This window comes from Cellulomonas hominis (assembly GCF_014201095.1).
Classification (GTDB): domain Bacteria; phylum Actinomycetota; class Actinomycetes; order Actinomycetales; family Cellulomonadaceae; genus Cellulomonas; species Cellulomonas hominis.
In genome coordinates, this window is sequence record NZ_JACHDN010000001.1 from 2,099,086 (window position 1) to 2,122,444 (window position 23,359).

Annotated in this window: 20 protein-coding genes and 1 tRNA gene; 9 read left to right on the forward strand and 12 right to left on the reverse strand. The window is 73.9% G+C overall.

The window, feature by feature from the left end; genetic code table 11:
- Window position 1: 1 nt before the first annotated feature.
- Window positions 2–2,152: a potassium-transporting ATPase subunit KdpB gene (kdpB, locus tag HNR08_RS09850; protein ID WP_168430340.1), complete on the forward strand. Its 2,151-nt coding sequence runs from the start codon at window positions 2–4 to the stop codon at window positions 2,150–2,152.
- 28 nt (window positions 2,153–2,180) lie between these two features.
- Complete coding sequence (kdpC, locus tag HNR08_RS09855) at window positions 2,181–2,786, forward strand: K(+)-transporting ATPase subunit C (protein ID WP_146840183.1); 606 nt, start codon at window positions 2,181–2,183, stop codon at window positions 2,784–2,786.
- A gap of 66 nt (window positions 2,787–2,852) precedes the next feature.
- On the opposite strand, the gene HNR08_RS09860 is transcribed toward kdpC, so the two are convergent.
- The 5 genes from HNR08_RS09860 to HNR08_RS09880 form a co-directional block, all read right to left on the reverse strand.
- Complete coding sequence (locus HNR08_RS09860) at window positions 2,853–3,965, reverse strand: substrate-binding domain-containing protein (protein WP_146840185.1); 1,113 nt, start codon at window positions 3,963–3,965, stop codon at window positions 2,853–2,855.
- 97 nt (window positions 3,966–4,062) lie between these two features.
- Complete coding sequence (gene mmsB / locus HNR08_RS09865) at window positions 4,063–5,349, reverse strand: multiple monosaccharide ABC transporter permease (RefSeq protein ID WP_146840187.1); 1,287 nt, start codon at window positions 5,347–5,349, stop codon at window positions 4,063–4,065.
- A 24-nt stretch (window positions 5,350–5,373) separates the two neighbouring features.
- On the reverse strand, window positions 5,374–6,924 hold the full coding sequence (mmsA, locus tag HNR08_RS09870) for a multiple monosaccharide ABC transporter ATP-binding protein (RefSeq protein WP_146840189.1): 1,551 nt from the start codon (window positions 6,922–6,924) through the stop codon (window positions 5,374–5,376).
- 251 nt (window positions 6,925–7,175) lie between these two features.
- Window positions 7,176–7,967 carry an ATP-binding cassette domain-containing protein gene (locus HNR08_RS09875; protein WP_146840207.1) on the reverse strand — a complete coding sequence of 264 codons (792 nt, stop codon included), beginning with the start codon at window positions 7,965–7,967 and terminating at the stop codon, window positions 7,176–7,178.
- Between the two features lie 27 nt (window positions 7,968–7,994).
- Window positions 7,995–9,170 carry an ROK family transcriptional regulator gene (locus HNR08_RS09880; protein ID WP_146840191.1) on the reverse strand — a complete coding sequence of 392 codons (1,176 nt, stop codon included), beginning with the start codon at window positions 9,168–9,170 and terminating at the stop codon, window positions 7,995–7,997.
- Between the two features lie 165 nt (window positions 9,171–9,335).
- Here HNR08_RS09880 and HNR08_RS09885 point away from each other — a divergent pair, with 165 nt between their 5' ends.
- From HNR08_RS09885 to HNR08_RS09905, 5 genes are all read left to right on the forward strand, one after another.
- Window positions 9,336–11,015, forward strand: a complete 1,680-nt coding sequence (locus HNR08_RS09885; protein WP_146840193.1) for an FAD-binding dehydrogenase — start codon at window positions 9,336–9,338, stop codon at window positions 11,013–11,015.
- Between the two features lie 100 nt (window positions 11,016–11,115).
- The gene (locus HNR08_RS09890; RefSeq protein WP_146840195.1) at window positions 11,116–11,949 is read left to right on the forward strand and encodes a DUF4397 domain-containing protein; all 834 of its coding nucleotides are present in this window, start codon (window positions 11,116–11,118) and stop codon (window positions 11,947–11,949) included.
- 57 nt (window positions 11,950–12,006) lie between these two features.
- Window positions 12,007–12,729 carry a class F sortase gene (locus HNR08_RS22670; RefSeq protein ID WP_146840197.1) on the forward strand — a complete coding sequence of 241 codons (723 nt, stop codon included), beginning with the start codon at window positions 12,007–12,009 and terminating at the stop codon, window positions 12,727–12,729.
- Complete coding sequence (locus HNR08_RS09900) at window positions 12,726–13,370, forward strand: RNA polymerase sigma factor (RefSeq protein WP_246581614.1); 645 nt, start codon at window positions 12,726–12,728, stop codon at window positions 13,368–13,370. The genes HNR08_RS22670 and HNR08_RS09900 overlap by 4 nt, the downstream gene beginning before the upstream one ends.
- Window positions 13,357–14,163: an anti-sigma factor gene (locus HNR08_RS09905; protein ID WP_146840199.1), complete on the forward strand. Its 807-nt coding sequence runs from the start codon at window positions 13,357–13,359 to the stop codon at window positions 14,161–14,163. The genes HNR08_RS09900 and HNR08_RS09905 overlap by 14 nt, the downstream gene beginning before the upstream one ends.
- Before the next feature lie 127 nt (window positions 14,164–14,290).
- Here HNR08_RS09905 and HNR08_RS09910 read toward each other — a convergent pair whose 3' ends face one another.
- The 4 genes from HNR08_RS09910 to HNR08_RS09925 are packed head-to-tail and all read right to left on the reverse strand — an operon-like array spanning window position 14,291 to window position 19,104.
- On the reverse strand, window positions 14,291–15,601 hold the full coding sequence (locus HNR08_RS09910; protein WP_146840201.1) for an ABC transporter permease: 1,311 nt from the start codon (window positions 15,599–15,601) through the stop codon (window positions 14,291–14,293).
- Entirely contained in the window at window positions 15,601–16,338 is a 738-nt protein-coding gene (locus HNR08_RS09915) for an ABC transporter ATP-binding protein (RefSeq protein ID WP_371862403.1), read from the reverse strand. Before HNR08_RS09915 ends, HNR08_RS09910 begins: the two co-directional genes overlap by 1 nt.
- Entirely contained in the window at window positions 16,335–18,038 is a 1,704-nt protein-coding gene (locus HNR08_RS09920; RefSeq protein WP_246803167.1) for a hypothetical protein, read from the reverse strand. Before HNR08_RS09920 ends, HNR08_RS09915 begins: the two co-directional genes overlap by 4 nt.
- Window positions 18,031–19,104 carry a hypothetical protein gene (locus tag HNR08_RS09925; protein WP_146840203.1) on the reverse strand — a complete coding sequence of 358 codons (1,074 nt, stop codon included), beginning with the start codon at window positions 19,102–19,104 and terminating at the stop codon, window positions 18,031–18,033. The genes HNR08_RS09920 and HNR08_RS09925 overlap by 8 nt, the downstream gene beginning before the upstream one ends.
- Window positions 19,105–19,372: 268 nt before the next feature.
- Here HNR08_RS09925 and HNR08_RS09930 point away from each other — a divergent pair.
- Both HNR08_RS09930 and HNR08_RS22895 read left to right on the forward strand, forming a co-directional pair.
- Window positions 19,373–19,445: transfer RNA gene (locus HNR08_RS09930), tRNA-Arg, on the forward strand.
- 448 nt (window positions 19,446–19,893) lie between these two features.
- Window positions 19,894–20,208: a helix-turn-helix domain-containing protein gene (locus tag HNR08_RS22895; RefSeq protein ID WP_371862404.1), complete on the forward strand. Its 315-nt coding sequence runs from the start codon at window positions 19,894–19,896 to the stop codon at window positions 20,206–20,208.
- Here HNR08_RS22895 and HNR08_RS09935 read toward each other — a convergent pair.
- From HNR08_RS09935 to HNR08_RS09945, 3 genes are read right to left on the reverse strand one after another with little or no spacing between them, the layout of a single operon-like run.
- Window positions 20,101–21,549 carry a S8 family serine peptidase gene (locus HNR08_RS09935; protein ID WP_246803168.1) on the reverse strand — a complete coding sequence of 483 codons (1,449 nt, stop codon included), beginning with the start codon at window positions 21,547–21,549 and terminating at the stop codon, window positions 20,101–20,103. The genes HNR08_RS22895 and HNR08_RS09935 overlap by 108 nt on opposite strands.
- Window positions 21,542–22,285 (reverse strand): AAA family ATPase, encoded by a 744-nt coding sequence (locus HNR08_RS09940; RefSeq protein WP_338075798.1) that lies wholly within the window; start codon window positions 22,283–22,285, stop codon window positions 21,542–21,544. Before HNR08_RS09940 ends, HNR08_RS09935 begins: the two co-directional genes overlap by 8 nt.
- A 29-nt stretch (window positions 22,286–22,314) precedes the next feature.
- Window positions 22,315–23,298, reverse strand: a complete 984-nt coding sequence (locus HNR08_RS09945; RefSeq protein WP_183834980.1) for an IS481 family transposase — start codon at window positions 23,296–23,298, stop codon at window positions 22,315–22,317.
- Between the last annotated feature and the right edge of the window lie 61 nt (window positions 23,299–23,359).

The following is a 23,359-nucleotide window of genomic DNA, read 5'->3' on the forward strand; positions in this document are numbered from 1 at the left end:
GATGACCACCATGACGCAGGACCCGGCAGTCCCGGGCCTCGACGACGCGCCCGCCCCCCGGCGCCCCCGCGGCCTGGGCGCCGCGCAGCTCCGGGCGGCCCTGCCGGAGGCGCTCCGCAAGCTCGACCCGCGGGTGATGTGGCACAACCCGGTGATGTTCGTGGTCGAGGTCGGCGCCGCGCTGACCACGGTGCTGGCGGTCGCGGAGCCCTTCCTCGGCGGGCCGGAGCCGTCCGGCGGCACGCCCACCCCGGTCGCGTTCACCGCGGCGATCGCCGCGTGGCTGTGGCTCACGGTCGTGTTCGCGAACCTCGCGGAGGCCGTGGCCGAGGGGCGCGGGAAGGCCCAGGCCGACAGCCTGCGCCGGACCCGGTCCACGACCCGGGCGCTCGTCGTCGTCGGGTACGACGCCGCCGGCGACCCCGGCGCCGAGCGCGCCCGGACCCGCGAGGTGGCGTCGCCGGAGCTCGCGCTCGGGGACGTCGTCGTCGTGACCGCCGGGGAGCTCGTGCCCGGGGACGGCGACGTCGTGCACGGCATCGCCTCGGTGGACGAGTCGGCCATCACCGGCGAGTCGGCGCCGGTGGTCCGGGAGTCCGGCGGCGACCGCAGCGCGGTGACCGGCGGGACCCGGGTGCTGTCCGACCGGATCGTCGTGCGGATCACGTCGAAGCCGGGCGAGACGTTCGTGGACCGCATGATCGCCCTGGTCGAGGGCGCCGCCCGGCAGCGCACCCCGAACGAGATCGCGCTGAACATCCTGCTGGCCTCGCTGTCGATCGTGTTCGTCGTCGTGGCCCTGACGCTGGCGCCGATCGCGGGGTTCGCGGGCGCGCCGGTGAGCGTGCCGGTCCTCGTGGCCCTGCTCGTCTGCCTGATCCCGACGACGATCGGCGCGCTGCTGTCCGCGATCGGCATCGCCGGCATGGACCGGCTGGTGCAGCGCAACGTCCTGGCGATGTCCGGCCGCGCCGTCGAGGCCGCCGGGGACGTCACCACGCTGCTGCTGGACAAGACCGGGACGATCACGCACGGGAACCGGCGGGCGGTGGCGTTCCTGCCGCTGGCCGGGGTGGACGTGGCCGACCTGGTGCGGGCCGCCGCGCTGGCGTCGGCCGCGGACCCGACGCCGGAGGGGCGGTCGATCGTGGACCTGGCCGGTGACGCGGCGGCGCCCGCGGGCCCCGGTGCCGAGACCGTGCCCTTCACCGCGCAGACCCGGATGAGCGGCATCGACCTGCCCGACGGCACCCGGGTCCGCAAGGGCGCCGGGTCGGCGGTGGTCGCCTGGCTCGAGGAGGACGGCCCGCTGCCCGCCGCGGCCCGGGCGGACCTGGACGCGCACGTCGAGCGGATCTCGTCGGGCGGCGGCACCCCGCTGGTCGTCGCGGTCCGGGACGCCGCCGGCGCCGGCCGGGTGCTCGGCGTCGTCCACCTCAAGGACGTCGTCAAGGAGGGCCTGACCGAGCGGTTCGCCGAGCTGCGCGCCATGGGCATCCGCACCGTGATGATCACCGGCGACAACCCGCTGACCGCCAAGGCCATCGCGGCCGAGGCCGGCGTCGACGACTACCTCGCCGAGGCCACGCCGGAGGACAAGCTCGCGCTCATCCGGCGCGAGCAGGCCGGCGGGCACCTGGTCGCGATGACGGGCGACGGCACCAACGACGCCCCCGCCCTCGCGCAGGCCGACGTCGGCGTCGCGATGAACACCGGCACCTCCGCCGCGAAGGAGGCCGGCAACATGGTCGACCTCGACTCCGACCCGACGAAGCTCATCGACATCGTCCGGATCGGCAAGCAGCTGCTCATCACCCGCGGCGCCCTGACCACGTTCTCCCTGGCGAACGACGTGGCCAAGTACTTCGCGATCATCCCGGCGCTGTTCGCCGGGGCGTTCCCGGGGCTCGCGGCGCTCAACGTCATGCACCTGTCGTCGCCCGCGTCCGCGATCCTCTCGGCGATCGTGTTCAACGCGCTCGTCATCGTCGCGCTCATCCCGCTGTCCCTGCGGGGCGTGCGGTACCGCGCGGCGGCGGCCTCCGCGGTCCTCGGCCGGAACCTGCTGGTCTACGGCCTCGGCGGCGTGCTCGCCCCCTTCGTCGGCATCAAGCTGATCGACCTGGTCGTCAGCCTGCTGCCCGGCTTCTGACCCTCGGCCTCCCGGAAGAGAGACACCCGTGAGCTCCCCCCGCACCACCTGGTCGCACCTGCGCGTCGCCCTGCGCGCGATGCTCGTCCTCACCCTCGTCCTGGGCGTCGGCTACCCGCTGCTCGTCACGGGCCTCGGGCGCCTGATGCCCGCCCGCGCCGACGGGTCCCTCGTCACCGGGCCGGACGGCACCGTCGTCGGGTCCGCGCTGATCGGGCAGGCCTTCACCGACGCCTCCGGGGCACCGATCCCGGAGTACGTCCAGTCCCGGCCGTCCGCCGCGGGCGACGGGTACGACGGCGCCGCGTCCTCGGGGTCCAACCTCGGCCCGGCGAACCCGGACCTGGTCGCCGCGATCGCCGAGCGGCGAGCCGCGGTCGCCGCGCTCGAGGGCGTGGACCCGGCCGACGTCCCCGCCGACGCGGTCACCGCCTCCGGCTCGGGGCTGGACCCGCACATCAGCCCGGCGTACGCGGACCTGCAGGTCCCGCGCGTCGCGGCCGCCCGGGGCCTGACGGAGGCGCAGGTCCGCGCCGCGGTCGCCGCGGCGACGACCCCCCGCGCCCTGGGCTACCTGGGCGACCCGGCGGTCGACGTCCTCGAGCTCAACCTCGCCCTGGACCGCCTGGGCTGAGCGCGTCCGGCACGCGCCGGAGGGGCGGCCCCGCCTGGGTCCGCCCCTCCGGGGTACCGCCGGGCGTCAGCCCTGGGTCAGCGGGAACAGGGTCTCGTCGTTCGCGTAGACCTCGGCCGCGTTCTCCTGGGTGACGATCACCGGCTTGAGCAGGTAGGACGGCACGACCTTCACGCCGTTGTCGTAGGACTCGGTGTCGTTGATCTCCGCGTCCTCACCCTTCTGCAGGAGCTGGATCTCCTTGATGGTCTGGGCGACCAGCTCGCGGGTGTCCTTGTAGATCGTCGAGTACTGCTCGCCCGCGACGATCGACTTGACCGACTCGACCTCGGAGTCCTGGCCGGTGACGACCGGGGTCTCCTTGCCGGCCTGGGCGACGGACGTCAGCGCCGCGCGGCCCAGGGTGTCGTTCGGGGACAGGACGCCGTCCAGCTCGGTGTCCGCGTAGGAGCCGGCGAGGATCGTGTCCATGCGCTTCTGCGCGTTCTCCGCCTTCCAGCCCTGCGTGGCGACCTGCTCGAACGAGGTCTGGCCCGAGACGACCACGAGGGTGCCGTCGTCGATCTTCGGCTGCAGGACGCTCATCGCGCCCTCGAAGAACGGCGTCGAGTTCGCGTCGTCCGGCGAGCCGGCGATGAGCTCGATGTTGTACGGGCCGTCGCCCTTGCGCTCCGCGAGGCCCTGCAGCAGCGCGGTGCCCTGCAGGACGCCGACCTCGTAGTTGTCGAACGCCACGTACATGTCGACGGCGTCGGTGTTCTTCACCAGGCGGTCGTAGGCGATGACGTGCGCGCCGGAGTCCACGGCGGCCTCGAGCTGGCTGCCGAGCTGCGACCCGTCGATGGCGCCGACCACGATCACGCTCGCGCCCTGCTCGGTCATCGCCTGGATCTGGTTCTGCTGCTCGGTGACGCCGCTGTTCGCGAACTGCACGATGGGCTTGAAGCCCGCCTCGGTCAGGCCGTCGTTGAACAGCTTCTCGGCGAGGACCCAGTTCTCGGACGTCTTCTGCGGCAGGGCCACGCCGATGGTGGCGTCGGCGGCGAAGCCCCCGGCGCCCTCGGACGAGGTGCCCGTGGTCTCCTCCGTGGAGGACCCGCCGCGCTCGGAGGAGCAGCCCGAGAGCAGCAGCGCTCCGGCGGCCCCGGCGGCGACCAGCGCCGCAGTCAGCTTCTTCATGGGTGATGTCACTCTTCCTCAGTCGGGCACCCGCCTTTGGGTGCGTTTCGAGTGCCGTACCGGGTTCCCGGGACGGATGGTGGGGGTGGGGGAGGGCCTAGCTCTGGGCCAGGCTGTCGGCCTTCGACGCGGTGACCGGGCCGCCGCCGGGTCCCTCGGGCCCGCCGGGGATCTCGGTCCTCCGGCGGGAGCGGGTCAGCAGCCCGATGATCGACGGGCGGCCCTGGATCTTGTTGTAGACGTCGAACGCGACCGCCGCGAGCAGCACCAGGCCCTTGATCATCTGGGTGCTGTCCGACCCGACGCCCATGAGCTGCAGGCCGTTGTTCAGCACGGCCATCACCAGGCCGCCGATGAGCGACCCGACGACCGTGCCGACGCCGCCGGACACCGCCGCGCCGCCGATGAACACCGCGGCGATCGCGTCGAGCTCCCAGTTGGTGCCGTCGAACGGGCCCGAGGCCGTCGAGCGCCCGATGAACACGATCCCGGCCAGCGCGGCCAGCACGGACATGTTCATCATCACGAAGAAGTTGGTCCGCCGGATGTTGACGCCGGACAGCGACGCCGCGACCTTGTTGCCGCCGACCGCGTACACGTGCCGGCCGGTGATGGTGCGGCTGGACACGAAGCCGTAGATCAGCACGAGCACGCCGAGGATGACGCCGGACACCGGGAACGAGGTGCCGACCCGGCCGGACCCGAACAGGTACGTGGCGCCGCCGATGACGACGGCGAGCGCGCCGACCCGGACGACCGACACCCACATCTCGACCGGCGCCCCGCCCAGGCGGCGGGCGGACCGGCGCCGGCGGACCTCGGCGTACACGACGCCCGCGATCGCGGCGATCCCGAGGAGCAGCGTCCAGTTGTTCAGGCCCGTGTCCGGCCCCCACTCCGGCAGGTAGCCCGCGCCGAGGTACTGGATCTCCTCGGGCACCGGCACGGTGTTCGACTTGCCGATGTACTGGTTCGCGCCGCGGAAGAACATCATGCCCGCGAGCGTGGTGATGAACCCGGGGATGCCGACGTACGCCACCCAGAACCCCTGCCAGGCGCCGATCAGCGCGCCCACCGCGAGGCCGAGCAGGATGCCCAGCCACCACGGGATGCCCCAGTCGCGGATCGCCAGCGCCACGATGATGCCGACCACGGCCGCGACCGACCCGACCGACAGGTCGATGTGGCCCGCGATGATCACCAGGACCATGCCGATCGCGAGGATCAGGACGTACGAGTTGCCGTTGATGATGTTCTGCGCGTTCGTCGGCGTCAGCACCTTGCCGCCGGTCGCGAACTGGAAGATCGCGACCAGCGCGATCAGCGCGAACACCATGCCGAACTGACGGGCTCCGCCGCCGAACAGCTGCTTGAGTGACGTCATCGTCTCCGGTCGTCCTTCGTCGTCTCAGGGGGTGGTGAGGGTGGTGGCGGCGCCCGTCATCAGGCGCATGAGGTTCTCCTGCGTGGCCTCGTCCCGGCCCAGCACGCCGGTGATCCGCCCCTCGAAGATCGTGTAGATGCGGTCGCACAGGCCGAGCAGCTCGGGCAGCTCGGAGGAGATGACGACCACGCCCTTGCCGGCGTCGGCCAGGCGCTGGACCAGGCCGTAGATCTCGTACTTCGCGCCGACGTCGACGCCGCGGGTCGGCTCGTCGAGGATCAGCAGGTCCGGGTCGGGGAACATCCACTTGCCGAGCAGGACCTTCTGCTGGTTCCCGCCGGACAGCTTCACGACGCCCTCGCGCACCGACGGCGTCTTGATGTTGAGGGACGTCCGGTACTCCTCGGCGGCCAGGTGCGCGGCGTCGGGGTCGAGGACGCGGCCGCGGGTGACCTTGCGCAGGTCGGCGGCGACGATCGTGTCCGTGATCGAGTCCAGCAGGTTGAGACCCTGGACCTTGCGGTCCTCCGGCACGTAGGCGATGCCGTGGTCGATGGCCTGCTGCACGGTCGTGAGCTCGACCGGCCGGCCGTCGATGGTGATCTGCCCGCCGTGGAACCGCCCGTACGAGCGGCCGAAGATCGAGCGCGCGAGCTCCGTGCGGCCGGCGCCCATGATGCCCGCGAACCCGACGATCTCGCCGTGCCGCACGTGGAAGGACGACCCCTTGCACACCATCCGGCCGGCGACCTGCGGGTGCTCGACCGTCCAGTCGCTGACCTCGAAGAACGTCTCGCCGATGCTCGGGGTGTGGTCGGGGAACCGGTGGTCGAGCGACCGGCCGACCATGCCGCGGATGATCCGGTCCTCGTCGACCTCGCCGGCGGCGGCGTCCAGGGTCTCGACCGTGCGGCCGTCCCGGATGATGGTGATCGAGTCGGCGATGGCGGCGATCTCGTTGAGCTTGTGGCTGATCATGATGCTGGTCATGCCCTTGGCGCGCAGACCGCGCAGCAGGTCCAGCAGGTGCGCCGAGTCCTCCTCGTTCAGGGCCGACGTCGGCTCGTCGAGGATGAGCAGCCGCACGTCCTTGGACAGGGCTCGGGCGATCTCGACGAGCTGCTGCTGGCCCACGCCGATGTTCTTGATCTGCTCGTCGGGCGAGGCGGTCAGGCCGACGCGGGCCATGAGCTCGGCCGCGCGCTCGCGGGCGGTGTCCCAGTCGATGCCGAACGTGCCGGTGGTCTCGTTGCCGAGGAAGATGTTCTCCGCGATCGACAGCTCGGGGATGAGCGCGAGCTCCTGGTGGATGATGACGATCCCGGCCCGCTCGCTGGACTTGATGTCCTTGAACCGGACCTCCTCGCCCTGGTAGACGATCTCGCCCTCGTAGCTGCCGTGCGGGTACACGCCCGACAGGACCTTCATCAGGGTCGACTTGCCGGCGCCGTTCTCGCCGCAGATCGCGTGGATCTCGCCCGCGCGCACCGTCATGGTGACGCGGTCCAGCGCCCGGACCCCGGGGAAGACCTTGGTGATCGCCCTCATCTCGAGGACGACGGGGGTGTGGGCCATGTGCCTGCTTCCTTGTGTGCCTCGTCGCACGGCCGGCGTCGCTGCCGGTCGGGGTTCAACCCGAGACGGACACTAGGGACGCGCCGACCCACGCGTCAACCTCTGAACGCAACGTGGGGCCGTCGTTACTGAATCGCAATGCAAGCGGTCCCGCGACCGGGTGATCGACGCCCTGACGGGCACTGCACGGGCGCCCCTCCGGACGCTTCGCGAGATTGCCCCCAACCTCTGAAGGCAAGAGACGAGTTCCGCTACCGGTCCGCCCACGCCGGCCGGACGGGCCGGGTCGCCCCGGCGATCGCGCCGATGATCTCCTCCGGTGCGGACGTCCCGGCGTCGAACGAGCCGTTGTTCCGCCCGTGCCGCAGCACCTCGATCCGGTCCGAGACGGCGCGCAGGTCGGCGAGGTTGTGGCTGATGATGAGCACGCCGAGCCCCATCGCCCGCAGCCGCTCCACCAGGGTCAGCACCTCGGCGGTCTGGATGACCGACAGGGCGGCGGTCGGCTCGTCGAGCACGAGGATGCGCGGCTGCGTGGTCAGCGTCCGGGCGATCGCGACCGCCTGCCGCTGCCCGCCCGACAGCTCGCGGACCGGCATCCGGACCGAGGGCACGGGCACGGTGAGGTCCCGCAGGATCTGCGCGGCCATCAGCTCCATGCCGTCGATGTCCATCGGGCTGTGCCGCGACGCGCGCAGCTCCCGGCCCAGGAAGATGTTCGCCGCGACGCTGAGGTTCTCGCACAGCGCGAGGTCCTGGAACACCGTCGAGATGCCCAGCGCGTGGGCGGCGGCCGGGTTCGGGATCGACACCGGCTCGCCGTCGATCTCCACGAGCCCGGAGTCCGGCTGGACCACCCCGGACACGACCTTCGCCAGCGTGGACTTGCCCGCGCCGTTGTCGCCGACCAGGGCCACCACCTCGTGCGGGCGCAGCTCCAGGTCGACGTCGACCAGGGCCTCCACCGCGCCGAATCGCTTGGTGACCCGCCGTACCGACAGCACGGGGGTGCGTTCCCCCGCGCCGGTGCCGGTGCCCGCCATCGTTGCCTCCACGTCGAGTGCCACGACTCAGTCTCCGTCCGGGGTCTCGAACCAGTGCGTCACCGCGTGGGTGCTCTCCAGGACCGTCAGCACCGCACCCATCACCTCGGCGCGGCCGCCGAGCTCCGCCGGCAGCACCTCCAGCGGGGCCAGGTGGTTCAGCGGGACCCGGCGGCGGATCGCCTCGCGCATCGGCCCGAGCAGGATCTCGCCGGTCTCCGCGAGCTCGCCGCCGACCACCACGCACTGCGGGTTCACCGCGATCGCCAGGCCCGCGACCACCGCGCCGATCGTGGCCCCGGCGTCGGCGACCACCTGCCGGCAGCCCGGGTCGCCGTCGACCGCGAGCGTCGTGATGTCCCGCAGGGTCAGCGCCCCGCGGCTGGCGCGCAGCACCTCGATCAGCGCCGGGGCGCCCACCACGGTGTTCAGGCAGCCGCGGCTGCCGCACAGGCAGACCACCCCGCCCGCGTCCACCTGCACGTGCCCGATCTCGCCCGCGGTCCCCGCGAACCCCCGGTGCAGCCGGCCGGCGAGCGTCACGCCCGCGCCGGTGCCGTGCGACACCCGCACGTAGACCGAGTCCTGGTAGTGCCGCGACGCCCCGAGCCGGCTCTCCGCCAGCGCGCCGAGGTTCGCGTCGTTGTCCACGAACACCGGGACGCCCAGCCGCTTCGACATCACCTGCGCCACCGGGGCGTCGTCCCAGCCGCGCAGGATCCCCGGCACGGTGATGGTCCCCGTCGCCGCGTCCACCGGTGCCGGCAGCCCGATGCCGATGCCGAGCAGCTCCTGCAGCGACGAGCCGACCCGCTCCAGCAGCTCGACGACGAGCAGCGCCGCGCGGTCCAGGCTGGTGTCGGCGCGGTGCTCGTGGGGGAGCGGGAGCGACTGCTCGACCAGCACCTCGTGCGCCGAGTCCGCCAGCGTGATCGCCATGTGCCGGGTGCCGATGTGCACGCCCGCGGCCACCCCGGTGCGGTGCACCATCGTCACGAGCATCGCGCGCCGGCCGTTGTGCACCGTGGCCCGGACGTCGACCGCGCCGGCGCCCTGGAGCTCGCGCACGATGTTGGAGACCGTCGCGGGGGACAGGCCCGTGGCCGCGGCGAGCTCGACCTGCGTCAGCCCGCCGTACCGGCGGATCGTCTCGACGACGGTCGCGCGGTTCGCCTCGCGGAGCGCGGTCTGCGACCCAGCCATCGCGGGCGGCCTCCCGTCTCGGTCGTCGTCGCACCCCTGCCGCACGAAGGCTACAACGGGGCGGCGGCGACGAGGCCGGGTCCGGGCACCTCCCGCCGGCACCCGGCTACAGTCGGCCGGACGCGGGCGGCGACGGGGCCGGCCCGCACTCCGGGGGAGGGCGCCGTGGACGCGGACGTCGTGGTGGTCGGCGGGGGGCTGGCCGGGCTGGTGGCCGCCGACGAGCTGGTGCGGGCCGGGCGGCGGGTGACCGTCGTCGAGCAGGAGCCCGCCGCGAACCTCGGCGGTCAGGCCTACTGGTCCTTCGGCGGCATCTTCCTGGTGGACAGCCCGATGCAGCGGCGGTTCGGCGTCCGCGACTCGCTCGAGCTGGCGTGGCAGGACTGGCAGGGCAGCGCCGGGTGGGACCGGCTGGACGGCGACCTGGCCGAGGACGCGTGGGCGCGGCGCTGGGGCCGGGCGTTCGTGGAGTTCGCCGCGGGCGACGCGCTGCCGTGGCTGCGGGACCGCGGGGTACGGTTCACCCCCGTGGTCGGCTGGGCGGAGCGCGGCGACGGGCGGCCCGGCGGGCACGGCAACTCGGTCCCGCGGTTCCACGTGCCGTGGGGCACCGGGACCGGGATCAGCGAGCCGTTCGCCGACCGGGTGCGCGCCGCCGCGGCCGACGGCCGGCTCACCCTGCTGTTCCGGCACCGCGTGGACGCCCTGGACGTGACCGGCGGCGCGGTCACCGGCGTGCACGGCACCGTGCTCGCGCCCGACGACGCCCCGCGCGGCGTCGCCTCGAACCGGGAGCCGGCCGGGGAGTTCGCGCTGTCCGCGCAGGCCGTCGTCGTCGCGAGCGGCGGCATCGGCGGCAACCACGACCTCGTGCGCCGCTGGTGGCCCGACCGGCTCGGCACCCCGCCGGCCACGATGCTCACCGGCGTCCCCGCGCACGTCGACGGCCGGATGCTCGACATCGCCGGCGCGGCCGGCGCGCGCCTGGTGAACCGCGACCGCATGTGGCACTACACCGAGGGCATCGCGAACTGGGACCCCGTCTGGCCCGGCCACGGCATCCGCATCCTGCCCGGCCCGTCCTCGCTGTGGTTCGACGCGCTCGGCCGGCGGCTTCCCGCGCCGGGGCTTCCCGGGCACGACACGATCGGCACCCTGCGGCTGCTGCGCACCGACCCGGACCTCGCGCCGTACGACCACTCCTGGTTCGTCCTCACGCAGCGGGTCATCGAGAAGGAGTTCGCGCTGTCCGGGTCCGAGCAGAACCCCGACATCACCGGCCGCGACTACCGCCTGCTGCTCCGCACCCGGCTGGGCCGCGGGGCGCCCGGGCCGGTCGAGGCGTTCAAGCGGAACGGGGAGGACTTCGTCGTCGCGGACACCCTGCCCGACCTGGTCGCGGGCATGAACGCGCTCGCCCCCGACGCGCCCCCGCTGGACCCCGCGGACATCGAGCGGCAGGTGCGGGAGCGGGACGCCCAGGTCGCCAACCCGTTCGCCAAGGACGCCCAGGTGCTGAGCATCCGCAACGCCCGGCGCTACCGCGGCGACCGGCTGCTGCGCGTCGCCGCCCCGCACCGGATCCTCGACCCCGCCGCCGGCCCGCTGATCGCCGTCCGGCTGCGCGTCATCACCCGCAAGACGCTCGGCGGCATCCAGACCGACCTCGACGGGCGGGCGCTCGGCGCGGACGGCCGGCCGGTGCCCGGGCTGTACGCCGCGGGGGAGGCGGCCGGGTTCGGCGGCGGCGGGGCGCACGGGTACCACGCGCTCGAGGGGACGTTCCTGGGCGGGTGCCTGTTCACCGGGCGCACGGTGGGGCGGGCGCTCGCGGACGCGCTCTGAGGATCGCCCGCGGGTGCATCCGCGCGCCGGGCCGCCGTCGTAGAGGGGGTGTCAGCACACCCGCCCCCGACGACGGGGGCACGGACCGAGGAGCACCGCCATGCGTCATCGTCCGTCCGCCGCCGCTCCGCTCGCCGTCGGCCTCGCCTCCGCCGCGCTCGTCGCCGCGGCCGCGCTGCCCGCCGCGGCGGCCACCGGCACCGCGTCGCTGTCCGTCCTGCACGGCGTCCCCGACCTCACCGTCGACGTCCGGGAGGACGGCACCCGCACGCTCGACGACTTCACCCCGGGGTCGCTGGCCGGCCCGCTCGACCTGCCCGCCGGCACCCACACGGTCGCGATCACCGCCGCCGACGCCGCCGACGCGAGCTCGCCCGCCATCGGCCCGGTGGACCTCGCGCTCGACGCGGGCGCCAGCTACACCGCCGTGGCCCACCTCGACGCGGCCGGGTCCCCGACCGCCACGCTGTTCCCGAACGACACCTCCGCCGTCCCCGCTGGCCAGGGCCGGCTGACCGTCCGGCACGTCGCCGCCGCCCCGGCCGTCGACGTCCTCGCCGCCGGCAGCCCCGTCATCACGAACCTGGCGAACCCGGACGAGCAGACGCTCACGGTCCCCGCCGGCACCGTCCCCGTGGCGGTCGCCGCCACGGGCACCACCGAGCCCGTGCTCGGGCCCACCGACCTCGACGTGGCCGAGGGGGTGTCCACGATCGTCTACGCCTGGGGCTCGCTCGAGGGCGGCACCCTGCAGCTCGCCGTGCAGACCATCGACGGCATGCACTCCGCTCCCGGTGGCGTGCCGTCCGGCGAGCTCGGCCTGGTAGCCGACGGCCCGTCCCCGGCCGTCCTGTGGCTCGGCGGCGTGGCGCTGGTGGCCGCACTCGGCGCCGTGCTGCCGGCCACGCGGCGACCGGCCGAGCAGCGCCGCTGAGGGGGCGGGGCGCGGCTGTCCCGCCGGCCGCGCCCCTGCCCGGACAGGAGTCCGACCGTGACCGGACCCGAGGTCCCCCGGCCGCGCCGCAGCCCCCGCGGCGCGGCCGGGTTCGTCGCCGCGGTCGTCGCGCTGACCGCGGCGGGGCTGGCGGTGGCGGGTGCGCTCGGCGGGGTGCGGCCGGGGACCGAGGTCACCGGGACGCCGTCGGGGGCGGTGGCGTCGGTCGGCGCGCCGTCGCCGTCCGCCTCCCCGGTTCCGGACGTGCCGGTGCCCGACGTGCCCGTGGTCGCGGCCACGCCCCCGCCCGTCGCGGCCGCCACCGCCACGGCCCCCGTCCGGGTCGCGTTGCCCGCCCGGGGGATCGAGGTCCCCGTCGACCCGGTCGGTGTCGACGGAACGGGCCGGATGGAGGTCCCCCCGCTGGCCGAGCGCGGCGGCTGGTACCGGTTCGGCGCGGACCCCGGCGACGCCGCCGGGACGACCGTGGTCGCCGCGCACGTCGACTCCGTCGCCTCCGGCGGCGCCGGCCCGTTCGCGCGGCTGGTGGAGGTCCGCGCGGGGGACCGCGTCGACGTGACCCTGGCCGACGGCACCGTGCGCGGGTACACCGTCCAGGAGGTCACCCGCGTCCCGAAGTCCGAGGCCCGCTGGCCCGACGTGTTCACCCGCGACGGTCCCGCGCGGCTCGCCCTGGTCACCTGCGGCGGGTCGTTCGACCGCGACGCGCGGTCCTACTCCGACAACGTGCTGGTCCTCGCGACACCCGCGGGCGCATGATGTCCGGGACGACCACCCCGCGCCGGCCGACGCCGCCCGGCGCAGACGCCAGGAGGCCCGCCCTGCCGGATCCGCTGGTCCTCCCGCACCCGCCGTCGGAGTGGGACGACGACGCGCTCGCCCGGGCGTTCGCGGCGGGCGACCAGCGGGCGCTCGCCGAGGCGTACCGCCGGTGCTCGACGCTGGTGCACACGCTCGCGCTCCGCGCGTTGGGGTCGGCCGCCGACGCGGAGGACGTCACCCAGCAGGTGTTCGTCTCCGCCTGGCGCGGCCGGGAGGGTTTCCGCCCGGAGCGCGGGCCCCTGCGGGCGTGGCTGACCGGCATCACCCGGAACGCCGTGACGGACGCGCTGCGCCGGCGGGCCCGCGACGCCCGGGATGTGCGCGCCGCGGCGGTCACCGCCGACCCGGCGCCGGAACCCGACGTCGCCGCGGTCGCGGACCGTATCGTCGTCGCCGACGAGATCGGCCGGCTCGGTGAGCCGCAGCGCACGATCGTGGCCCTGGCCTTCTACCAGGACCTCACGCACGACCAGATCGCGCGCCGCCTGGACCTGCCGCTCGGCACGGTGAAGAGCCACATCAGGCGCAGCCTGCTGCGTCTGCGCGACCGGCTGGAGGTGGACGGTGCCGCACACTGACCCGGACGTGCTCGCGCTCGCCGCGCTCGGCGAGCCGGTGCCCGCCGACGACCGCGCGCACCTCGCGGCCTGCCCGGACTGCGCGCGGGAGCTCGCCGCGCTGGCGACGGCCGCGGCGGTCGGCCGGTCCGCCGCGGGGACCCGGGGCGTGGCCGCGCCCGACGCCGTGTGGGAGCGGGTGCGGGACGCGCTGGGGCTGGACGCGGGGCTGGTGCCGGGCGAGGCGGAGCCGCTGGCGGACCCGCGGGGCGGGCCGGCGGCGGTGCCGGACGGCGGCGCCGGGCCGGTGCCGGGCCAGGGGCCGGAGGCGGGTGTGAGGGCGGACGGCAGGCCGGTCGCCGCGCGTCCCGACCGCCGCCGGCGCACCGGCCTGCTGGTCGCCGCGGCCGCGGGCCTGGTGGTCGGCGGGACGGTCGGCGCGCTCGTCGTCGCCGGTGCCGTGCGGTCCGACGGCGAGACCGTCGTCGCCGAGGCGAGCCTCGAGGCGCTCCCCGGGTGGACCGCCGCGGGGGAGGCCACCGTCGAGGAGGCGGCGGACGGCCGCCGGACCCTGGTGCTGCGCCTCGAGGGCGACGAGGCCGACGGGTTCCGCGAGGTGTGGCTGCTCGACCGCGACGTCACCGGGCTGGTCAGCCTCGGCGTGCTCGACGGCGACGAGGGCCGCTTCGCGATCCCGCCGGGCCTGGACCTCGCGGACTTCCCGGTGGTGGACGTGTCGGCGGAGCCGTTCGACGGCGACCCGGCGCACTCCGGGGACAGCATCTTGCGGGGCGAGCTGACCACCCCGGCGTGACCGCCCGGTCCCGGCCCGGGCCGGATCCGCCGAGGCGGCACCGCACGATCACGCGGGGCACGCCGCGAGGTGCCGATCTGCTCGGAAGGTGCCGCCTCGGGATCCGGGTCGCGCCGAGCCGAGCCGGTCAGACGCCGCCGCGCAGGGCGGTGATCGGCTCCACCGACGCCGCCTTCAGCGCGGGGTAGATGCCGGCGACCAGGCCGATGACGCCGCCGCCGGCCGCCGAGGCGAGCACGACCGTGGTGTCCAGGATCGGCGTCCACTGCTGCGCCGCCGACACGACGACCACGACCGCCACGCCGAGGGCCGCGCCGATCAACCCGCCCAGCAGGCCGACCGCCACCGACTCGAGCATGAACTGCGCCGCGATGTCCCGCCGCCGGGCACCGAGCGCGCGCCGCAGGCCGATCTCCCCGACACGCTCCATGACGGACAGCAGCGTGACGTTCGCGATGCCGAGCCCGCCGATCAGCAGGGCGACCCCGCCGAGCGCCAGGAAGATCGTGTTGATGTCGGCCTGCACCGAGTCGCGCACCGCGGACCCGCTCGCCGGCACCTGCATGGTCACGGTCTCGGGGGAGTTCGGGCTGAGCGCGACGGGCACCTGGTCGGCGACCACCGGTCCCGCGCCCACGGCGATCCGCAGGTGCAGCTCCTCCGGCGCGGCCAGGCCGAAGTCGGCCCGCGCGGTGCCCATCGGCAGCACGACGGCGTCCAGCAGGTCGGTCCGCCGCTTCACCCCGTCGACGATGCCCAGCACCGTGTAGGAGCGGTCGCCGATGAAGATCGACGGCTGCCGGTCCACCCGGGAGACGCCCAGCCGGTCGGCCGCCCGAGCCCCGAGCACCACCACGCGGTCGGCCCGCGCGTCGTGCCCGGCGTCGAAGAACCGGCCGGTCACCACCTCGCCGCGCACGGCGTCCAGCAGGCCGCCGGTCGCCGCGAGCACCGCGGGGGAGGTCGGCTCGGGCTGGGACGGGTCGTTCACGGGCACCGCGGTGACGGTCACGCCGCCGGTGTCCACGGTCGCCACCAGACCGGTCGCCTCCACGCCCGCCAGCCGGGACGCCCGCTCGTCGGAGTCCCACGGCAGCGCCGCGGTCGCCCGCTGGCTGCCGTCCATCGTGCGGGTGGTGCTGGGCGAGGCCATCGCCTGCGTCGCGCCGACGGCGTCGAACCGGCGGGCGATCTGGCCGGCAGCGGTCTGCGCCAGGCCGATCGTCACCACCACCGACGCGATGCCGAGCACCGTGCCGAGGATCGTGAGGAACAGGCGGCCGGGGCGGGCGTCGATGCCCGCGGCGGACTCGCGCACGAGGTCGCGGATCCCGAACCGGTCGCCGCGGGGCGGGCGCGTCGGGGCGGGGTGCGCCCGGGGCGCGGCGGTGTCGTCCGCCGCACGGCGGGGGCGGACCAGCGTCGTCAGGCGGGCCATCAGGCGATCTCGCTCAGCCGGCCGTCGGCGATCCGGACCCGGCGCTGCGCCCGGGCGGACACCGCCGCGTCGTGCGTGATGACGATGAGCGTCAGGCCGTCGGCGTGCAGCTCGTCGAACAGGTCCAGCACCCCCGCGGAGTTCTGCGTGTCCAGGTTGCCGGTCGGCTCGTCCGCCAGCAGCACCTGCGGCGACGTGACGACGGCCCGCGCGACCGCGACCCGCTGCCTCTCGCCGCCGGACAGCAGCGTCGGCCGGAAGCCGAGCCGGTGGCTCAGGTGCACCCGCTCCAGCGCCGCCAGCGCGCGCCGGCGGCGCTCCGCCCGCGGCACCCCGCTGTACAGGGTCGCGAGCAGCACGTTGTCCAGCACCGTGCGGTGCGGCAGCAGGTGGAACTGCTGGAACACGAACCCGATCCGGCCGCCGCGCAGGGCCGAGCGCTGCGCCTCCGACGCCGTGCCCGTCGGGACGCCGTCCAGCAGGTACTCGCCCGACGTCGGGCGGTCCAGGAGGCCGAGCAGGTGCAGCAGCGTCGACTTGCCCGACCCCGACGGGCCGACCACGGAGACGTAGTCGCCGGCGTCCACCCGCAGGTCGCTGGGGTGCAGGGCGTGCACCGGCGGGTCGCCGTCGAACACCCGGGCGACCCGCCGCAGCTCGACGACGGGCGGGACGGGGCCGCTCGCCGGCCCGTCCGCCGCATCCGGCCCCGACAGCAGGGCGTCGAGCTCCGTCACCCGTCCGACCCGCTGGTCGGCTCCGCGGTCGCGTCGTCGCCGGCCGCCGTGCCGCCGGACTTCCCGATGACCACCAGCTCGCCCTCCGCGAGCTCCCGGTCGACGCCCCGGACCTCGACGTACCCGCCGGCGGCGAGGCCCGTCTCGACCTCGACCAGCGTCGTCGTGCCGTCGTCGCCCGCCACCTCGAGGCGGGACTCGCCGCCCGGGCCGGCGGTCAGCGCCGCCAGCGGCACCGCGAGCACCGCGCCGCCCGTGGACGACACCGGGATGGTCACCCGGACATTGCTGCCCTGCAGGGCCGCGACCTGCTCCGGGGTCAGGTCGCCCGGGACGAGCACGACGGTCGACCGGCCGGCGCCGCTGCTGGTGCCGCCGTCGCCGCCGCCGTTGCCGCCGCTCCCGCCGTCGCCGCCCGAGCCGCCGTCGGAGGAGTCCGCGGCCTTGATCTCCGTGACGGTGACCGGCACCTCCAGGTCGCCGGCCGTCACCGTGCCGGTCGCGCCGACCTCGAGCAGCGCCGCGTCCGCGCGGGCCGCGCTCGCCACGACCTCGAGGGCCGCGCCGGAGACGCTCATGACCGCGCCGTCGACCGTGCCGCCGCGCTTCACCGAGACGGCGTCCACCCGGCGGGGGAGCGTCTCGAGGAACACGACCTCGCTCGCGGGGAGGATCGTCAGGACGTCCTGCTGCGCCTGGGTCAGGGCCTCCCGCGCGTCGGCGAGGGCCTGCTGCGCGGCGGTCACGCCGGCGCGGGCATCGGACGTGTCAGGTGCCTTGTCGAGGTCGGCGCGCATGGCGCGGGCGACTGCGACCTGGTCCTCCGCGTCGGCGAGGTCGTTCCGCGCCGCCACGCACTCCGATGCACTCTGATCCGCGGCGCAGGTGTCAGCGAGGCGCGCGACGGCGAGCGCAGCTGCGTCCCGCGCCCGCTCCCTGGAGCGGATCGTGGCGTCCGCCTCCGCGATGCTGCCGGCTCCCGGAGCGCCAGCGTTCGAGCTCAGCGCGCCCTGGCTGCGCGTCACCTCGGCCTGCGCCTCCCGGACGCCCCGCTCGGCCATCTTGAGCGTCTCGGCGGCCTCGTCGGACGCCGCCGGCGCCGAGTACCCCACGCGCTGGTACAGCGCCGCGACCCCCGCGGCCGTCGCCGCGTCGTAGGCGTCCGACGCCGGGTCCCCGGCCGCGATGCCGAGCGCGCCGAGCGCCTGCTTGAGCTGCACCACGTCGGGCCCGGAGACGCCGACCCGCAGCGTCCGGTACGTCGGCAGCCCGCCGGGCAGCACGATCACCGGCCGCCCGGCGATCTCCAGCGCCACCGACGCCGCGTCGAACTGCGCGCCGACCTCCGGCACCTGCCCGGTCACCACGGCGCGCTCGCCGAGGTCGGCCGTCTCGACGCGCACCTCGGCGGCGTCGTCGAACACCACGTCGCCGCGGATCGTCACGTCGTTGCTGAGCTCGCGGCTCTCCACCGGCACCGTGATCGGCCCGGCCTCGGGCGGGGCCGTCCGCGCGGCCGCGTCCGCGGGATTCACGACCAGCCGGCTGAGCCCCAGCCCCGCCACGAGGCTGACGACCGCGACCGCGCCGAGCAGCGGCAGGGTCCGGTTCCCGGACCGCCACCACCCGCGCCGCTCCTCGGCGTCCTCCGCGACCTCGGGCGCCGGCTCGGCGTCCTCCGCGACCGGCGCCTCAGGCATCCCGCTTCGCCTCGGCCGCCGAGGCCCACGCCTCCAGGTCGTCACGGTGCGCGTCCACGAACTCCTGCTGCAGCTCGTGGTCGATCTCCATCTGCGTCTTCGAGTACTCGACCTTCTCCTGGCAGCCGAAGTCGGCGACGGCCTGCGCGATCTCCTTCTTCGTGAACGCGGCGAGCTCGTCGGCGTCGGGCTCCGGCTGCGGCGGGCCGTCGGGCTCGGCCTCCCAGTCCCAGGTCTCCATGAGCGCCTGGTACTCCGGGTCCTCCCAGCCCTGCATCGCGCTCCACTCGTCGTACAGCGGCTGCGTCGACTCGTTCATGTCGGTCACCCCGTCGAACCCGGCGTCCGCCATGCACGACGCCCACTTCGCGTTCAGCTCCGCCATCCGCGGGTCGGCCTGCACCGTCTCGTAGAACGTCGACAGCTCGTCCTGCAGCGACCCGAAGTCGTCCGCCTCGAGCCCGCCCTCGTACACCTCGTGCTGCGCCGCGCCGTAGCAGCCGGACTGGGTCCAGTCGTACTCCTGCGGCTCCTCGCCCTCGACGTACTCCTGCGTCGGGCCCCAGAGTGCCTCCTGGTACGCCAGCTGCTCGGACTCCGACATCGACTCGACGTACTCCTGGTTCGGGTCCACCCACTCCGTCGGCTCGATGTCCTCGTTGCCCCACGGGTCCGTGCTGATGCCGTAGCCGTACTTCTCGGCGAACTCGACCGTGCCCCAGTCGACGTCCAGCTCGTCGCCCGTGAACACCTGGCCGGAGTTCTGGTCGTTCGGGATGTAGTCGAAGCCCTGCTCCTGCATGCAGGCCGCCACGAGCTCCTCGACCCGGCGGTTCTGCTCGTCCGACTGCGCCTGCAGCTCCTCCTGCGACTGCTCCTCGGCGTCCAGGGAGTAGCCGTAGATCCGCGCCTGGTACGCGTCCAGCGGCCCGGGCTCCCACTCGAACGCGGACGACTTCTTGTCGCCGTCGCCCCCGCCGCCGCCGCCGCCGGAGCAGCCGGCGAGCAGCAGTGCGACGCAGGAGACGGAGGCCAGCGCCAGGCGCGCGGCGGTCGGTCGGGTCATGGGTGGCCCTCCAGGGACTCGCGTGTGGGGCGCCGCGCGGCGCCCCCGTCGCGCGTGCTGCTGGCCGGGGCTCGTCCGCGCGACCTGCACCTCGACCCTAGGGGACGCACGGGATGCGCACAGGCGGTTCTGGGGAGAAGATGCGGAGGACTGCGAGTACCACTCGGTCGGCGGGTGCCGCGCGGCCCTGTGACGCGGGCGACGCCGGGCCGGTTTGGGTCCGGGCGGGTGGACCTGTATTCTCGTCTGCGGCCCTCCACGGGGCCACGCGCCCGTAGCTCAATGGATAGAGCATCTGACTACGGATCAGAAGGTTGGGGGTTCGAGTCCCTCCGGGCGCACGCAGCGCAACGGCACCCTACGGGGTGCCGTTCGCCGTTTCCGGGGCCGGTCGCGCCGTCCAGCAGCCAGTAGTAGTCGCAGCCCGTCGCCGCGCTGATCTCCCGCGCGATGCGGACGATGTCGCGAGGGTGGACGTTGTCCCGCTCCCAGGTCCGCCAGGACTCGACCGGCTGCCGGCACGCCAGTGCCGCCTCCTTCACGTTGCCCCACCCCATGAACTGACGGATCAACGCCAGGCGGGCACCGAAACGCTGATCATCCGGTCGCCATCCGAGCGAAGCCTCAACAGTCATGCACACATGGTACTGCACATGACCGGGCTGTCGATGCGCAACGGGTCAACATGTGTTTGACACAGGTCTACCATTCTGGCAATGTTCTGTGCATGACACAGGTTGCCTCCGAGGCGATGTGCTCCCTGGGGCGGTTGCGATGACCATCCTCACGATGGTGTGGGCGCTGAGGAAGGCACCCGTGCCCGCCAACGACCCGGTAGCGCACCTCGTGCTCATCGCCTACGCCGACCACGCCAACGACGACGGCACCGCCGCCTGGCCCTCGGTCGCCACCGTCGCCAGCTACGCGCGCTGCACACCCCGCACCGTGCACACCAAGCTCCGGTTGCTCCTCGAGCACGGGCTCATGCGACCGGGTCTACGAGTTGCTGGGGTCTTGGATCGCGGAGGTATCGGACTCGGCGCGGTGGTCGAGCTGGTAGCTGTCGACGTTGCCGGCGGCGATGATGATGAGTCGGGCGGCTGAGGGGTCGGGCGGGGACAGCAGGCGCAGCTGGCGGCCGTCTCGGACGATGTCGGTGCCGGTGGCCAAGGCGTCGACGGTGGCCGACCACAGGGTGGGTTCTCCGGGCTTGTCCGGGTTGGCGCTCAGGGGCATGCAGAACACGCGCCGGCGGGCTGCGGTGATCTCGGGCAGCGCGACGGCGTCGGCGGTGGCGGTGCCGTAGTCGATGGGGTCCAGGAGCGCTTCGCCCTGTGCCGGTGTCATGCGGACCGATTCCAGGCGGTGCTCGAGCTGCACCTTCTGTGTCCCGGTCAGCAGCGGGTCGAGGTCGCCCAGTAGGGCGAGGCCGGCCATGGCGGTGCCGTGGCCGTGTACGTCGTGCCCGGAGGTTCCGATGATCGAGTGGACGTCACCGGGGTCCAGCGAGCCGCGCAGCAGGGCGTGCCCCTGGAAGACGCCGGTGTCGAGGTGGCACACGGCTGGAGAGGTCTGGGTGTCGGCGGCCAGCACGCGGTCGGCGAGGTCCTGGACGTATTCGTCCTGCTCGTGGGGGTGAAGGTCGTCGACGGTGTCGAGGAACTCCGGGCGGCGGATCTCGGCGATCGGCACTCGGGAGAACAGCAGGATCTGCAGCTGGCTCCACGATGCGTGGACCCAGACCACGTGCCGGTCGCGGAAGGACACGGCTCTAGGCACGGTGCGTAGCTGCTGGGCGGCGACGAACGCGTCGAACACGTCCAACGCGGGTTGGCTGGTGTCGAGCCACAGCTCCCACCAGTGCATCCCGTGCGAGGGAGGCTCACCTGCGGAGGTCCACAGGTCCGCCAAGACCGCATCGCGGATCCGCGAGATGTTCGCGATGAGGGCCTGGTTGGCGGGGTTGCCCTCGGGGGTGGTCCAGTTGGCCGGGTTCCCGGCGGTGCTCAGGCGCTCGAGGTAGTCCTGGAAGAGCTGCAGAAAGCGCTGGCGGTAGGCGTCGGAGACCCAGACGGTGGCGCGCTCGGGTTCGTCGTCGGTGGCCGGCTGGACGGACAGCAACAGCCACATGGGCCGTTTGGGGCTCGTGCGGTGGGCGCTGAGCCGGTTGAGGGAGTCGACCTTCAGGGGGTAGGCGGCGCCGGCGCCCTCCAGGACGATGATCGTGCCCAGAGCTTGGAGCTCTTCGAGGCTGACGCTGTTCTCGCGGCGCTGGGCGTCGCTTGCCGAGAGCACGTGGTGGAGTTGGGCGCGCATGGCGAGTGCGTGGGCCCGGTGTTCAACGGGCCTGATCTTCGCGTTGCCCTGTCCACCGCGCGTGAACTCCTCGCTCGCGGCCCGCTCGACGATGTAGAGATGGTCGAGGTGGCGCAGCGACTCACCCAATGCTCGCCTGCCGGCGTGCGGTCAGGGCGTCAATGAGGTCGTCGCGGGTGACGGCCGACTCGCCGCGCATGAGCCCGCTCTTGGCCGCCGCCTCGGCGGCTTTGACTAGGTCGGCGTGGCTCAGACCGTGGGTGACGTCGTGCAACTTTGCCAGGCTCAAGCCTGTGGCGAGTGAGCCCAGGCGGGCTCGGATCACCGAGACCGCCTGGCGGGAGTCGGGGAGGTCGTAGGTCAGCACGGCGTCGAAGCGACGAAACAGCGCGCGGTCCAGGATGGAGCGGTGGTTGGTCGCAGCGACCACGATCGATTCGGGGCTTGCCTGTTCGAGGAACACCAGGAACGAGTTCAGGATGCGGCGGGCCTCGCCGACGTCATTGCCCGATCGGTCGGCGCCGAGCGCGTCGAACTCGTCGAACAGGTAGACCCCGCGACGCTGGGCCACGGCGTCGAACACGAGCCGGAGTTTTCCGGCGGTCTCGCCCATGTACTTGCTGAGCAAGCTGTCGAGCCGGATGGTGAACATCGGCAGGCCTAGTTCGCTGGCTAGGACCGACGCGGTCATCGTCTTGCCGGTTCCTGGGGGTCCTTCGAGTAGCAGGCGGTGAGCGGGCGCGAATCCGTGCTCGAGCAGCGTGTGCCGCTGACGCTGCTCGGCGATCACCTGCTTGATGCGAGTGGTCAGGTCGCTGGGTGCGACCAGGTCACGCAGCGCGACCTCGGGGTGGGAGCTTTCCACGAGCTCGGCGAGGTCGCCACGGGGCTGGTCTAGCTGTACTGACTCGCTGCGTTGTTGACGCGGTCGATGGGTGTGAGGCCGCCGATGCCGAGGTGGGGTCGGTCCATGTTGTAGTGCTCGAGCCAGGCGGCCAAGGCCGCCGCGCGGTCGGCGTTCGATGACCAGATGCGGGAGTAGGCCCACTCGGTGGCCAGAGTTCGGTTCAGCCTCTCCACCTTGCCGTTGGTCCAGGGGCAGTGCGGTCGGATGAACTTCTGGACGATGCCCAGGTCGGCCGCGGTTTGCCGGAAGACGGCGGAGCTGCGGTAGGCGAACGCGTTGTCGCTGATCACCCGCTCGACCCGGATGCCGTGATCGGCGTAGAACGCCGTCGCGCGGGCCAGGAACCCGGCGGCAGTGACGCCTTTCTCGTCGGTGTGGATCTCGGCGTAGGCGAGGCGGGAGTGGTCGTCGATCGCGGTGTGGACGTAGTCGTATCCGGTCGGGACCTTCTTGTGCCGGTGATCGACCGTGGACGCCCGGCCGTGTGCTCGCCAACCGCCGCCGTCAGGGATCCGCCCGAGCTTCTTGACGTCGATGTGGACCAGCGACCCAGGGTGCGGGTGCTCGTAGCGGACCGCCGTGCGGCGCATGGCGCGGATGACCTGCCCGGTGACCGGGTCGCAGTCCGCCAGCCGCGGAACCCGGTGCCGGGCCAGGACCCGCCCGACGGTCGAGGCCGGCAACCCGACCAGACGCCCGATCGTCACAGGTCCGCGACGGGTCAGCATCCGCGCGATCCGCACCCGGGTCTCGGCGCAAGGGCTCGTACGGCGCGGGTGGGTGTGGGCCACGCTCGGGCGGTCGATCAGGCCGGCGCGGCCCTCAGCCTGGAACCGGCGCCACCACCGCCACGCCGTGGTGCGCGAGACACCCATCTCCGCGGCGACATGCGCGACCGGACGACCCGCACCGATCCGCTGGACCATGGTCAACCTGCCGGCAGGAGTCAGCCGGGCGTTAGCGTGGGACACGAGAGACCTCCGTGTGCTCGAGAGAAGCCGTCAGACAGCTCCCACTCGACCCGGAGGTCTC

Bases quoted from the DNA above. Each gene is read 5' to 3' on its own strand.
- kdpB (WP_168430340.1), top strand. From the start codon at position 2: ATGACCACCATGACGCAGGACCCGGCAGTCCCGGGCCTCGACGACGCG.
- HNR08_RS09860 (WP_146840185.1), bottom strand. From the start codon at position 3,965: ATGAAGAAGCTGACTGCGGCGCTGGTCGCCGCCGGGGCCGCCGGAGCG.
- mmsB (WP_146840187.1), bottom strand. From the start codon at position 5,349: ATGACGTCACTCAAGCAGCTGTTCGGCGGCGGAGCCCGTCAGTTCGGC.
- mmsA (WP_146840189.1), bottom strand. From the start codon at position 6,924: ATGGCCCACACCCCCGTCGTCCTCGAGATGAGGGCGATCACCAAGGTC.
- HNR08_RS09875 (WP_146840207.1), bottom strand. From the start codon at position 7,967: ATGGCGGGCACCGGCACCGGCGCGGGGGAACGCACCCCCGTGCTGTCG.
- HNR08_RS09880 (WP_146840191.1), bottom strand. From the start codon at position 9,170: ATGGCTGGGTCGCAGACCGCGCTCCGCGAGGCGAACCGCGCGACCGTC.
- HNR08_RS09890 (WP_146840195.1), top strand. From the start codon at position 11,116: ATGCGTCATCGTCCGTCCGCCGCCGCTCCGCTCGCCGTCGGCCTCGCC.
- HNR08_RS09900 (WP_246581614.1), top strand. From the start codon at position 12,726: ATGATGTCCGGGACGACCACCCCGCGCCGGCCGACGCCGCCCGGCGCA.
- HNR08_RS09910 (WP_146840201.1), bottom strand. From the start codon at position 15,601: ATGGCCCGCCTGACGACGCTGGTCCGCCCCCGCCGTGCGGCGGACGAC.
- HNR08_RS09920 (WP_246803167.1), bottom strand. From the start codon at position 18,038: ATGCCTGAGGCGCCGGTCGCGGAGGACGCCGAGCCGGCGCCCGAGGTC.
- HNR08_RS09925 (WP_146840203.1), bottom strand. From the start codon at position 19,104: ATGACCCGACCGACCGCCGCGCGCCTGGCGCTGGCCTCCGTCTCCTGC.
- HNR08_RS22895 (WP_371862404.1), top strand. From the start codon at position 19,894: ATGGTGTGGGCGCTGAGGAAGGCACCCGTGCCCGCCAACGACCCGGTA.